10 protein-coding genes are annotated in these 12220 nt (G+C 66.6%); all 10 read right to left on the reverse strand.

Annotated elements, in window-relative coordinates; translation table 11 throughout:
- Positions 1 to 310: 310 nt before the first annotated feature.
- Positions 311 to 1489 (reverse strand): flagellin, encoded by a 1179-nt coding sequence (locus AB4Y98_RS00585; protein WP_032974833.1) that lies wholly within the window; start codon positions 1487 to 1489, stop codon positions 311 to 313.
- Positions 1490 to 1575: 86 nt separating this feature from the next.
- Entirely contained in the window at positions 1576 to 2766 is a 1191-nt protein-coding gene (locus AB4Y98_RS00590) for a flagellin (RefSeq protein ID WP_312110832.1), read from the reverse strand.
- Positions 2767 to 2838: 72 nt separating this feature from the next.
- On the reverse strand, positions 2839 to 4059 hold the full coding sequence (locus AB4Y98_RS00595; RefSeq protein ID WP_223485473.1) for a flagellin: 1221 nt from the start codon (positions 4057 to 4059) through the stop codon (positions 2839 to 2841).
- Positions 4060 to 4426: 367 nt separating this feature from the next.
- Positions 4427 to 5629: a flagellar hook-associated protein FlgL gene (gene flgL / locus AB4Y98_RS00600; protein ID WP_033831049.1), complete on the reverse strand. Its 1203-nt coding sequence runs from the start codon at positions 5627 to 5629 to the stop codon at positions 4427 to 4429.
- On the reverse strand, positions 5626 to 7506 hold the full coding sequence (gene flgK / locus AB4Y98_RS00605; protein WP_442243506.1) for a flagellar hook-associated protein FlgK: 1881 nt from the start codon (positions 7504 to 7506) through the stop codon (positions 5626 to 5628). Before flgK ends, flgL begins: the two co-directional genes overlap by 4 nt.
- Before the next feature lie 8 nt (positions 7507 to 7514).
- Positions 7515 to 8708, reverse strand: a complete 1194-nt coding sequence (gene flgJ / locus AB4Y98_RS00610) for a flagellar assembly peptidoglycan hydrolase FlgJ (RefSeq protein WP_025879102.1) — start codon at positions 8706 to 8708, stop codon at positions 7515 to 7517.
- 1 nt (position 8709) lies between these two features.
- A complete protein-coding gene (locus AB4Y98_RS00615) occupies positions 8710 to 9852 on the reverse strand; it encodes a flagellar basal body P-ring protein FlgI (protein WP_025879103.1) in 1143 nt (380 codons plus the stop codon).
- A gap of 2 nt (positions 9853 to 9854) precedes the next feature.
- A complete protein-coding gene (gene flgH, locus AB4Y98_RS00620; protein ID WP_442243507.1) occupies positions 9855 to 10547 on the reverse strand; it encodes a flagellar basal body L-ring protein FlgH in 693 nt (230 codons plus the stop codon).
- A 22-nt stretch (positions 10548 to 10569) separates the two neighbouring features.
- The gene (flgG, locus tag AB4Y98_RS00625) at positions 10570 to 11355 is read right to left on the reverse strand and encodes a flagellar basal-body rod protein FlgG (protein WP_025879105.1); all 786 of its coding nucleotides are present in this window, start codon (positions 11353 to 11355) and stop codon (positions 10570 to 10572) included.
- Positions 11356 to 11458: 103 nt separating this feature from the next.
- Positions 11459 to 12208: a flagellar basal body rod protein FlgF gene (locus AB4Y98_RS00630; protein WP_025879106.1), complete on the reverse strand. Its 750-nt coding sequence runs from the start codon at positions 12206 to 12208 to the stop codon at positions 11459 to 11461.
- Between the last annotated feature and the right edge of the window lie 12 nt (positions 12209 to 12220).

The raw sequence follows: 12220 nt of genomic DNA on the forward strand, positions 1-12220 counted from the left end.
GCACGCCGGTTGCAGGAGGTCTGGGGCAGGGTGCGGGTGGGTTCACCGCGGGCTGCCGGGGGTCTGTAAAAAACCCTCCCCCAATGCAGGGGAGGGATCAGGCTACTGACAATCGGGGGGAGACGAAGCCGCCCGGTACGTACAGTCAACATGCACAACGCTGAAAGAGAGGTCCGCAGGGGCGGGCGATGCCAAGCCGGTTCGGGAATCTTCCCGGGCCGGGCATGGCCGGCACCTGAGTACGCCGTGGCTGTCGGGTTGCCGCTACCGTCGGTTCAACCCGACGGTAGCGGCGCCTTCTTGCCGTGGATCAGCGCAGCAGGCTGAGCACGCCTTGCGGCACCTGGTTGGCCTGGGCCAGCATGGCCGTACCGGCCTGCTGCAGGATCTGGGTGCGGGTCAGCTCAGCGGTTTCCTTGGCGAAGTCGGTGTCCTTGATGCGGCTGCGCGACGCCGACAGGTTTTCCGACGAGGTCTGCAGGTTGGCAACCACCGAGGTGAAGCGGTTCTGGATCGCACCGAGGTCGGCGCGGGTGCTGTTGATCGCACCCAGGGCCTTGTCGACCACTTCCAGCGACTGCTGGGCGCCGAGCACGGTGCTCACATCCAGCTTCTGCACGTTGGCCGAGGTATCGGTACCGGCGGTGTAGGCGCCAGCGGCAGCCGCGGTGCCCCAGGTCTTGCCGGTGGCATCGTAGTCGCTGCGCATCAGGGCGATATCGGCAGCGGCAACAGCCTTGCCTTCCTTCACCGAGCTCAGCTTCAGCGTGCCGTCGGCATTGGCTTCGGCGTAGATGCCGGCTTCACCGAGCTTGGCGTTGATGGCGGTCGCCACGGCCTTGGATGCGTCGGCCGTGGTGGCACCGGCCTTGACTTCAACCGTGCCGATGTCCACGCCCATCACCGTGCCGGAGAAGCGGGCACCGTCGGTGCTGGCGGCCAGGGCAGCGGTCGCGCCGGTGGCGAAGGTCGAGGTGCCCAGCGAGCCAGCCTTGGCGTCGATGGTCTTGTCGATGGCGATGGCCTGGCCGGCGTTGGCGCCGACCTGGAACAGCTGGCTGGAGAACGAACCGTCCAGCAGCTTGGTGCCGTTGAAGTCCGACTGCTTGGCGACGCGGTCGATTTCCGAAACCAGCTGGGTCACTTCGGCCTGCAGTGCCTTGCGGTCGCTGGCCGAGTTGGTGGCGTTGGAGGCCTGCACCGACAGCTCGCGGACGCGCTGCAGGTTGTTGCCGATTTCGGTCAGCGAACCTTCGGCAACCTGTGCCAGCGAAATGCCGTCGTTGGCATTGCGGATGGCCACGTCGGTGCCGCGGATCTGGGTACCGAAGCGCTCGGAGATCGCCAGGCCGGCCGCATCGTCCTTGGCGCTGTTGATGCGCGAACCGGAGGACAGGCGCTGGATGGTGGTAGCGAGCGAGCTGCCGCTGGTGCTCAGGTTGCGCTGAGCATTCAGGGACATGGTGTTGGTGTTGATGACTTGTGCCATGGTGCTTTTCCTTTGGCGAAGGTGGAACGTATTTCAGGAACCGGGCGGCAGCTCAGCCGCCGCCCGGTGGTCGATCAAGGAGCGGATCAGCGCAGCAGGCTGAGCACGCCCTGCGGCACCTGGTTGGCCTGGGCCAGCATGGCCGTACCGGCCTGCTGCAGGATTTGGGTGCGGGTCAGCTCAGCGGTTTCCTTGGCGAAGTCGGTGTCCTTGATGCGGCTGCGCGACGCTGACAGGTTTTCCGACGAGGTCTGCAGGTTGGCCACCACCGAGGTGAAACGGTTCTGGATCGCACCGAGGTCGGCGCGGGTGCTGTTGATCGCACCCAGGGCCTTGTCGACGATTTCCATGGCCTGCTGGGCGCCCTTCACGGTGCTGACGTCCAGGTTGCTGGCGTACTTCGAAGCCGGTGCCGCCGCAGCGGTGGTGGCGGTGAAGGTCGGCGCGGTGGCGCCGGTCCAGGTGCCCGGCGTTGCGGTGATGGCCTTGAACGAGCCGTCAGCGTTGGTGCTGTCCTTGACCGAGGTCAGGGTCACGCCGGTGGTGCCGTTCACTTCGGCGTAGACGCCGGTTTCGCCGATCTTGGCGTTGATCGCGGTCACCAGTGCTTCGCGCGAGGCCTTGCCGGTGGCAGCGGCGTCGGCGCCCTGCTTGACCGAGACGTCGGCGATGGCCACACCGTTGATCGACAGGCCGCTGGTGCTGAAATCACCGTTGGTGCCCGGATCGGCCAGTGCCAGCGCGTTGGTGTCGAACTTGGCGCCACCCAGGGCATTGGCCTTGGCATCGATGGTCTTGTCGATGGCAATCGCCTGACCGGCGTTGGCGCCGACCTGGAACAGCTGGCTGGAGAACGAACCGTCCAGCAGCTTGGTGCCGTTGAAGTCCGACTGCTTGGCGACGCGGTCGATTTCCGAAACCAGCTGGGTCACTTCGGCCTGCAGCGCCTTGCGGTCGCTGGCCGAGTTGGTGGCGTTGGAGGCCTGCACCGACAGCTCGCGGACGCGCTGCAGGTTGTTGCCGATTTCGGTCAGCGAACCTTCGGCGACCTGTGCCAGCGAGATGCCGTCGTTGGCATTGCGGATGGCCACGTCGGTGCCGCGGATCTGGGTGCCGAAGCGCTCGGAGATCGCCAGACCGGCCGCATCGTCCTTGGCGCTGTTGATGCGCGAACCGGAGGACAGGCGCTGGATGGTGGTGGCCAGCGAGCTGCCGCTGGTGCTCAGGTTACGCTGAGCATTCAACGACATCGTGTTGGTGTTGATTACTTGTGCCATGAGGAGAGGTCCTTGAGCGGTTGCACGTGAGTTGGGTTAGACGCCCCCGACGTGCCCCGGGGGCGGCTCATGTCAGCGCTGCAACAGGCTGAGCACGTTCTGCGGTACCTGGTTGGCCTGGGCCAGCATGGCCGTACCGGCCTGCTGCAGGATCTGGGTGCGGGTCAGCTCGGCGGTTTCCTTGGCGAAGTCGGTATCGCGGATGCGGCTGCGCGATGCGGACAGGTTCTCCGAGGAGGTCTGCAGGTTGGCGACCACCGAGGTGAAGCGGTTCTGGATCGCGCCGAGGTCGGCGCGCACGCTGTTGACCGATTCGAGGGCCTTGTCGACGATCGACATCGCCTTCTGTGCGCCTTCGGCCGTGGTGACGTTCAGGTCCTTGACGAAGCTGGCCGTTGCACCGGTCAGCGTGCCGCCGTTGGTGCTGGTCTCGGTCAGGCCCAGGCCGGCGATGGTGGCGGCGGTGGCGCCGGTCGGCGGGGTCGCCGCGCTGACGCCCAGAGCGAAGGTCTGGCCGTCCTTGACCGAGGCCAGGCTGACCACGCCGGCGTTGACGGAGGCGACTACGCCGGTCTCGCCCAGCTTGTTGTTGATCGCGGCCGCGGTGGCCGAGGTGATCGATTCGCCTGCCTTCACGGTGAAGTCGCTGACGGTGACCGTGGTGGCGGCGCCGCCCGGCGGGGTCACCGAGATCTGCAGGCCGGAGTAGGTGGTATCGGCGGTGGCCTTGTCGGCTGCAGCCAGGCTGGTGCCGGTGTAGACGTTGGCGAAGCTGGCCGCGCCCAGCGAATCGGCCTTGGCGTTGACCACGCTGTTGATGGCGATGGCCTGGCCGGCGTTGGCGCCCACCTGGAACAGCTGGCTGGTGAACGAACCGTCCAGCAGCTTGGTGCCGTTGAAGTCGGCCTGCTTGGCGACGCGGTCGATTTCGCTGACCAGCTGGGTCACTTCAGCCTGCAGCGCCTTGCGGTCGCTGGCCGAGTTGGTGGCGTTGGAGGCCTGCACGCCCAGTTCGCGGATGCGCTGCAGGTTGTTGCCGACTTCGTTCAGCGAGCCCTCGGCGACCTGGGCCAGCGAGATGCCGTCGTTGGCGTTGCGGATGGCCACGTCCAGACCACGGATCTGGGTGGTGAAGCGCTCGCTGATGGCCAGGCCGGCTGCGTCGTCCTTCGCGCTGTTGATGCGCAGGCCGGACGAGAGGCGCTGGATGGTGGTGGCGAGCGAGCTGCCGCTGGTGCTCAGGTTGCGCTGAGCGTTGAGCGACATCGTATTGGTGTTGATTACCTGTGCCATGGGGTCGTCTCCTCTTATGTGGAACCCGTTGGTGAATGGAACGAAGCGCCGCCTGATTTTTTTGTTTGGCTGTGTGCTTCGCCGTTGCCAAATGAATAACGGCGCTTTGTCAACAACCTTTAGCCGGGAATTTCGTTGCAACCGAATTTCGTCGCTGAAAGCTGTTTTTCCGGGGATTTCCGCCGACACGGAAGGGCCGGCGTGAAGCCTGGAACGGGCGGCCAGGCAGGACCTGGCCGGCGCCAGAAGGGGTATCGGCGCCTGCCAGGCAAGCTGAATGGTGGCGGCGGGGCGTATGCCCGGCAGAAACGAAAAAGGCCGCGATGCAGGGCATCGCGGCCTTGGGTTCCAGCGCTGGCGCGTGGAATCAGCGGATCTTGTTGAACAGCGACATCGACTGCATCTGCGAGAACAGCGTCTGTGCCGCCTGCAGCGCGGTGCTTTCCAGCTGGTACTGGCTCAACGCATCGGCGTAGTCCAGGTCGCGCATCTCCGACAGCGTGGTCTTCAGCGTCACGCCATTGGCCTCACGCATCTCCGCCGCGTTGTCCAGCGCTTTCAGCTGCGCGCCACCGGCAGCGCGCGAATCGATCATCCGTTCCGCCGCGCGGCCGACATCACGCAATGCGCTCTGCAGCTCGTTCTGCTGCGCGGCCATCTTTGCCGGGGTACCGGTATCGGCATCCAGTGCGGCGATCAGCTTGTCCATGGTGCCGAAGATGTCGCGGCTGCTGGCGGCCTGCACGTTGAAGCTGTCACCCGTTGCTGGCGCGCCAGCGATCTGCAGGCGAACGCCGTTGATCTCCAGTTCGCTGCCGGCCTTGTAGGTGCCGGTGCCGGTTACGTTGCCGGCACCGTCGAGCACTTCGTACTGGTCGGCAGCGGTGAAGCGCACGCTGAACGATTGCCCGTTCCAGCTGTCGCTGCCATCACGGGTGATGTTGGTCAGCACGCCGTTGCCGGCGTTGCCTGCCGCTGCGCTGCCATCGACGAAGCCATCGCCGGTGGGGATGCGCAGGAAGATCTCGCTGCCGGGCAGGGCGTCACGCACGTAGGTATCCGGACCGACTTCCACCTGGCGCTGGGTCTGGTCGCCGCGATAGACGACCTTGCCGTCAATCTTGGCGAACGGCGGATCGCTGTCGTTGGTGCCACCGAACACGTAGCGGCCGGTGCCGTCGCTGCTGTTGGCCAGCGACAGCAGGCCCTCGCGGATCTGGTTCAACTCGGTGATCAGGGTCTTCTTGTCGGGCGCACTCAAGGCGGGATTGCTGGCCTGGATGGTCAGATCGTTGACGCGCGCCATCAGGTCGTTGACCTGGGCCAGGGTGTTTTCCTGCACGCCCAGGCGGTTCTGCACGTTGTTGCCATTGAGCTTCATGCGTTCCAGTGCGGCCAGGCTGCGGTCCAGGCCCACCGCAGCGCCTGCGGCGACCGGATCGTCCTTGGCGCTGACGATCTTGCTGCCGGTGGCGATCTGCTGTTCCAGGTGGCTGAGTTTGGCCTGCTTGGCCATCATCAGCGCTACCGACTGGCTGTACATCATTCCGGTGGAGATGCGGTTGCTCATCGGCGCACGGCTCCCAGGATGGTCTGGAACATGGAATCTGCGGTGGAGATCAACTGCGAGGCGGCCTGGTAGGCCTGTTGCAGGCGCAGCATGTCGGCCGCCTCCTCATCGAGGTTGACGCCGGACACTTCGTCACGCGCTGCCTGTGCCTGGTCGGCGATCACCTGCTGCGCCCCCAGCGAATACTCCGCCGAACGCGCTGCTGCACCGACCTGGGTGGTCAGCCCGCCCAATGCGCCGCCCAGCGTCACCGTGCCGGCGTTGAACGCCTTGGCCGATTCCACCTTGGACAGCTTGGTGGCATTGCTGTTGTCCGACGAGCCGGCCGGGGTCGGGGTGATGTTGAACGTGTCGCCATTCTTCGGCACGCCATCGAGCACGAAGCTCCAGCCGTTGGCGCTGATGGTCTGCCCGGGCGTATAGGTCTGCGGTGGGCCGCCATCGATGGTGTAGGTGGTGGCCGAGGTGAACACGATCGCAGCCGGATTGCGCAGGTTGGCGTTGGCCGCATCGGTCACGGTCACGCCGCTCAGCTTGCCGGTGCCGGTGTTGGCCAGTGCGGCAGCGCCCTTGATGGCGGCGGCCGCGGCAATGCGCGAAGGATCGGTGATCGCCATCTCCAGGCTGCCGGCCACGCCAGCCGTCGGCTGCAGCAGGAAGCGGTCGTTGGCCGCCGGGGTGCCGCCCACCACCAGCTTCACGCCGTTGATGATCAACGGGTCGGCAGCGGTACCGGTGCCGGTCAGCGGCACGCTGGCGCCGGTGTCGGCGCGGCTGGCGGCCCAGTTGCTGCCATCGAACTTGAGCACGATGTTCTGTGCTTCCAGCTTGCCGAGGTCGCCATAGCTGGCGGCGATCGAACCGGTCCCGGTGTTGCCGGCATTGCCGGTGACACGCGGCGTGCCGATGTTGAAGAAGTCGCCGCCCATCTGTCCGTACAGATCCACGCCCTGGCGATGGGTGCTGTTGAACGTCTCGGCCAGGCCCACAGCCAGCTTGCCCAGTTCGGCCTGGGCCGGGGTCAGCACGGTGTCGCGGAATTCGAGCAGGCCTCCGATCTGGCCGCCCACGGCCTTCGGGTCCAGGGTGATGGTGCCGCCCTGGGTCTGCAGCGCCAGCTGCAGGCGCTCGGGCTGGTACGGGTCGGCCACCGTGGTGACCTTCGATGCAGTGGTGCCCACCACCAGCGCCTGGCCGCCAGCGGTGTAGACGTTCATGATGCCGCCGTCCTGGATCACCGCGGTGCCGCCGGTGTAGCCCACCAGCTGCGAGATCAGCTGGTCGCGGCGGTCCAGCAGGTCGGGCGCGGCGTTGGCGATGTTGGTACCGATGGCACCGTTGATCTGCGCGATCTCCGACGCCAGCCGGTTGACTTCGGTGGCACCGGCCATCAATCCATTGTTGACCTCGCCATTGAGGTTGTTCAGGTGGGTGTTGAGCTGGCTGAAGCGGTTGGCCAGGGCCTTGGCGCCATCGAGCATGTTCTGCCGGTCGGCAGTACCCGCTGCGTTGGAGGACAGGCCGCTGACGGTATCGAAGAAGTTCGACCAGACCCCGGCCACGTTGGTGGCCGCGTCGGAGAACAGGGCATTGACCCGGTCGGCCATGCCCGAGAGCTGCTTCAGGCGTGCCAGTTCGCCGCCGCTGTCGAGCAGGCGCGAGATCGCCAGCTGGTCGGCGGCGCGGCGGATGTCGACGATGCGGGTGCCGTTGCCAACGTCACCATAGCCGTAGTTCTGCGGGGTGGCGGTGGCGAAGTCGACCTTCTGCCGGCTGTAGCCGGGAGTGTTGAGGTTGGCCACGTTGTGGCTGGTGGTGGCCAACGCACGCTGGAAGGCGAGCAGGGCACTGGTACCGGTGGAAAGTACGCTGGACATGGGGTTCCTCAACGACGGGTGATACCCAGCGCCGCGGTTGCGGTGCTGGCGAAGGTCTGGCCGATGCGTGAGCCGGCGTCGGCCACGGCGGCCACGGCGCGCTCGATGGTCGGGCCGCCGGCGATCGCGGCGATCTTGGCCGCGTAGCGCGGGTCGGTGGCGTAGCCGGCGCGTTGCAGGCCGCGCGCGAAGCCCTGCACATCGGTGCCGGCCTGCAGCGCCTGCTGGTAGCGCGGGCTGGTCTTCAGCAGGCGCACGTAGTCGGCAAAGCTCTCTGCAGGCGAGGTGTAGGCGCGGAAACTGGCGGTCTCGTTGCGGCGCACGCCATCGACGTACTCATGGGTGCCGGCGGTAGCGCTCTGGCCCTTCCAGCCGGTGGCCTTGATGCCGAACAGGTTGTGCGAGGTGCTGCCATCGGCATGCTTGATCTGGCGCTTGCCCCAGCCGGTTTCCAGCGCTGCCTGGGCAACCAGGGCGCGGGCGTCCACGCCCAGTTCCTTGGCCGCGCTCTGCGCGTGCTGCCAGATGCTGGCGACGAAGCCTTCCGGGGTATGTGCGCCCAGCTGGGCGACGGCGGTGCGCGTGGCCAGTGCATCGGCCGGGGTGCCGCTGCTGCCGCGGTTGCTGGCGGTCGGCGCCCACTGGTCGCTGGCAGCGGCCCAATCGGCGCCACCGATGGCACCGGCATAGGGATCGTCGGTACCCAGCGAACGGTGCATGCCGCTGCTTTCCCGGCCCGCAATCAGGTCCAGCGCCTGCTCCATCGGGGCGACGGAGGACTGCGCACCATCCTGCACACCGGCCGCCATCTGCTGCAGCATGCGCACGGCCTGGCCGGCATCCTGCAGCGGCAGCGACGGCGCCGCCGGCGCATTGAGCTGGTAGGCGCGGCTGGCCTTGGCCGGGTCCACCCGGGTATCCAGCGCCGGGCCATCGGCCTGCGCGCCGGACAACTGGCGGGTGATCATGCTCGACAGGCCCAGGCCCTTGCCGCGGGTCATCGCCTCGGCGATCTTCTGGTCGTACATCTCCCGGAACATCTTGTTTTCACCCGGGAACAGCGAATCGCCGAAGCTGGCGTCACGCATGCTCTTGACCAGCATCTGCGCGAACTGGCCTTCAAGCTGGCGCGCGACCTTGTCGATCTTGGCCGGGTCGTTCTGCTGGGCCGGGCTGAGTTCGAATGCGGGAGTGATGCGCATGTCAGATCACCTCGAGCTCGGCGCTCAGGGCGCCGGCCTGCTTCAGTGCTTCCAGGATCGCGATCAGGTCACCCGGCGCCGCGCCAACGGCGTTCACCGCATGCACGATCTCGTCCAGGGTGGTGCCGCCGTTGAACTTGAACATCCGGCTGCCATCGTTGGTGGCGGTGATGGTCGACTGCGGCGTGGCCACGGTCTGGCCACCGGCAAAAGCGTTGGGCTGGCTGACGTTGGTGTTTTCCTGGATGGTCACCGTCAACGAGCCATGCGAGATCGCGGCCGGGCCGACACGCACCTGCTGGCCTATGACCACGGTGCCGGTACGCGAGTTGACCACTACCTTGGCCGGTGCAGCGCCCGGGGTCAGTTCCAGGTTTTCGATACGGGCCAGCAGGCCGATGCGCGCACCGGCGTCGGTGGGCGCACGCACGGCAACGGTGCCGCCGTCCACGGCACGCGCCGAACCTTCGCCGAAGGCATTGTTGAGCGCACCGACCATCCGAGAGATGGTGGTGAAATCGCTGTTGTGCAGGTTCAGGGTGATCTCGCCACTGGCGCCGAACACATCGGGCAGGGCGCGCTCAACGGTCGCACCGTTGGGAATGCGGCCGACGCTGGGCACGTTCACCGAGACGCGCGAACCGTCCTTGCCCTGTGCACCGAAGCCGCCCACGATCAGGTTGCCCTGGGCAATCGCGTAGACCTGGCCGTCGGCACCGCGCAGCGGCGCCATCAGCAGCGAGCCACCGCGCAGCGACACGGCGTTGCCGATCGAGGATACGGTGATGTCAATCGGCTGGCCGGGCTTGGCGAACGGCGGCAGTTCGGCGTGGATCGCCACCGCCGCCACGTTCTTCAGCTGCGGGTTGACGTTGGCCGGTACGTTGACGCCCAGCTCGCCCAGCAGGTTCTTCAGGCTCTGCACGGTGAAGGGCGCCTGGCTGGTGCGGTCGCCGCTGCCATCCAGGCCGACCACCAGGCCGTAACCCACCAGTGCATTGCCGCGCACGCCACCCACCTGGGCCAGGTCCTTGATGCGCTCGGCGCTGGCGGGGGCAGCCACCGCAAAGACCATGAACACGGCACAGTAGAGCGACGCCGCGCGTCGCTGCCAGGAAGAAGAGAAGGAGAGTTTCATGGCCATACTCAGAACGGCGTCAGGCCGGAGTTGAAGAAGCGGCTCAGCCAACCCATCGCGTTGGACTGCGCAACAGGGCCGCGGCCGCCATAGACGATGYGCGCTTCGGCCACGCGGCTGGAAGGCACAGTGTTGTCCGCGCTGATATCGCCGGGGCGCACGATGCCCTGTACCTGCACCAGCTCATCACCCTGGTTCAGGCGCAGGTTCTTCTGCCCCTGCACCACCAGGTTGCCATTGGGCAGGCGCTGCACCACCGTCACGGTCACGTTGCCCTGCAGGCGGTTGCTCTGCGCGCTGTTGCCCTTGCCAGTGAAGTCGCGTGCGCCCTTGGCCGTTGCACTCAGGATGTCCTTACCGCCCAGGGTGACCGGTGCGCCGAGAATCGACGGCGTGCCGAGGCTCAGGTTCGATTCCTTGTTGGTGGCGGTGTTGGCGCTGGTCTGCGCGGTGGTGTTTTCCAGCAGGGTGATGGTCAGCAGGTCGCCGACATCGCGCGCACGGCGGTCCGAATACAGCTGCAGGGTCGGGCCGGCGGCGTAGATCGCGCCGGCAGTCGGTTCGGCCTGCGGCGGCATGATCGGCTGCAACGGCGCCATCGTCGGATAGGGGCGCACGTCGCCAGCGATCACGCAGCCGCCGAGCAGGGCAGCCACGGCGCAGGCGAGGGCAGTACGGGCGAAGGAAGAAAGGGGCGACATGGCAGTTTCCCGGTGAGGGCGGTCAGAGCTTGTTGCTGAGGTAGCCGAGCATCGAGTCGGTGGTCGAGATCGCCTTGGCGTTCATTTCGTAAGCGCGCTGGGTTTCGATCATCGACACCAGCTCTTCCACCACGTTGACGTTGCTGCCTTCCAGCGCACCCTGCACCACGGTGCCCAGGCCGTTCAGGCCGGGATTGCCGTTCTGCGCCGGGCCGGAGGCGGTGGTTTCCAGGAACAGGTTTTCACCACGTGCCTGCAGGCCCGCCGGATTGACGAAGTCGGTAAGGGTCAATGCACCGACTTCCACCGATGCCGCGCCGTCGGCCATCTTCACGCTGATGGTGCCGTCGGTACCGATCGTCACCGACTGCGCGCCTTCGGGAATCTGGATGCCCGGCTGCACCGGGTAGCCGCTGTTGGTGACCARCTCGCTGTCCTGGTTGATCTTGAACGAGCCGTCGCGGGTGTAGGCCGAGCTGCCGTCGGGCATCTGCACTTCGAAGAAACCGCGGCCGTTGACCATCACGTCAAGCGCGCGGCCGGTCTGCTGCTGGCTGCCCTGCTCGAAGTTCTTGGCGGTGGCCACCACGCGCACGCCGGTGCCGATCTGCAGGCCGGTGGGCAGCTGGGTCTGTGCCGAAGAGGAACCGCCGGGCTGGCGCACCTGCTGGTACAGCAGGTCCTCGAAGCTGGCGCGGTCCTGCTTGAAGCCGGTGGTGTTGGTATTGGCGAGGTTGTTGGAAACCACCGACATGCGCATCTGCTGCGCATCCAGTCCGGTTTTCGCGATCCACAATGCCTGGTTCATCTTCGGAGTCCTGTCTGGGTGAAGCCGGCCGCGCGGTGCGGCCCATGGGGTAGGGAGTGCAAGCGGCGTGCCAGCACCGGCGCGGGCCGGTGCCGGAATTCCGTCAGCTGCCCAGGCGCAACAGGCTGTTGGCGCTGCGCGCGTTGTCATCGCCGTGCTTGATCACCTGCACCTGCATTTCGTACTGGCGCTGCAGCTGGATCATCTGCACCAGCGCGCCGGCGGCATCGACGTTGCTGCCTTCCAGCTGGCCGCTGTGCACCGCCGTGCCCTGCGCCTGGGCGAACGGCTGCAGCGGATCGGTATTGCGGAACAGGCCATCCAGGCCGCGTTCGAGGCGATCATCCGGCGCCTGCACCACCTTGATCCGGCCGATCATCGCCATCGTCTGCGGGCCTTCGCCCTGCGGGATGATCGAGATCGTGCCGTCGTTGCCGATCTCCATCGCCTGGTAGGGCGGAATCGCGATCGGGTTGTTGTTGTCGTCCAGCACCGGACGGCCGCTGGAGGTCACCAGCTGGCCGTTCGGAGTCACCGACAGCGCGGCGCCACGGGTGTACGCCTCGCTGCCATCGGTGGACTGCACGGCAAGCCAGGTGCCGGTCTGCAACGACAGGTCCAGCGGCTTGCCGGTGATGTGCTGCGCGCCGGCCGTGCGGTTGAAGCCCGCATCGACATGCAGTGCATCCACCCGCGAGGCAAAGCCCGGGCCACGGATCGGGAAGGCTTCGGTGTTGGCCAGCGCTTCCTTGAAGCCAGGGGTGTCCGAGTTGGCGAGGTTGTGGCTGAGCGTTCCCTGCGCCTGCAGGGAGGCGCGGGCACCGGTCATCGCCACGTAAAGGGCTTTATCCATGCGGGGAGTTCC

The sequence above is a fragment of the Stenotrophomonas sp. 2YAF26 genome (assembly GCF_052114625.1).
GTDB classification, from domain to species: domain Bacteria; phylum Pseudomonadota; class Gammaproteobacteria; order Xanthomonadales; family Xanthomonadaceae; genus Stenotrophomonas; species Stenotrophomonas indicatrix.

Excerpts from the sequence above, each read along its gene's own strand:
- flgL (WP_033831049.1), bottom strand. The coding sequence starts at position 5,629 with ATGAGCAACCGCATCTCCACCGGAATGATGTACAGCCAGTCGGTAGCG.
- AB4Y98_RS00630 (WP_025879106.1), bottom strand. The coding sequence starts at position 12,208 with ATGGATAAAGCCCTTTACGTGGCGATGACCGGTGCCCGCGCCTCCCTG.
- AB4Y98_RS00585 (WP_032974833.1), bottom strand. The coding sequence starts at position 1,489 with ATGGCACAAGTCATCAACACCAACACCATGTCCCTGAATGCTCAGCGC.
- flgJ (WP_025879102.1), bottom strand. The coding sequence starts at position 8,708 with ATGCGCATCACTCCCGCATTCGAACTCAGCCCGGCCCAGCAGAACGAC.
- flgK (WP_442243506.1), bottom strand. The coding sequence starts at position 7,506 with ATGTCCAGCGTACTTTCCACCGGTACCAGTGCCCTGCTCGCCTTCCAG.
- AB4Y98_RS00590 (WP_312110832.1), bottom strand. The coding sequence starts at position 2,766 with ATGGCACAAGTAATCAACACCAACACGATGTCGTTGAATGCTCAGCGT.
- AB4Y98_RS00595 (WP_223485473.1), bottom strand. The coding sequence starts at position 4,059 with ATGGCACAGGTAATCAACACCAATACGATGTCGCTCAACGCTCAGCGC.
- AB4Y98_RS00615 (WP_025879103.1), bottom strand. The coding sequence starts at position 9,852 with ATGGCCATGAAACTCTCCTTCTCTTCTTCCTGGCAGCGACGCGCGGCG.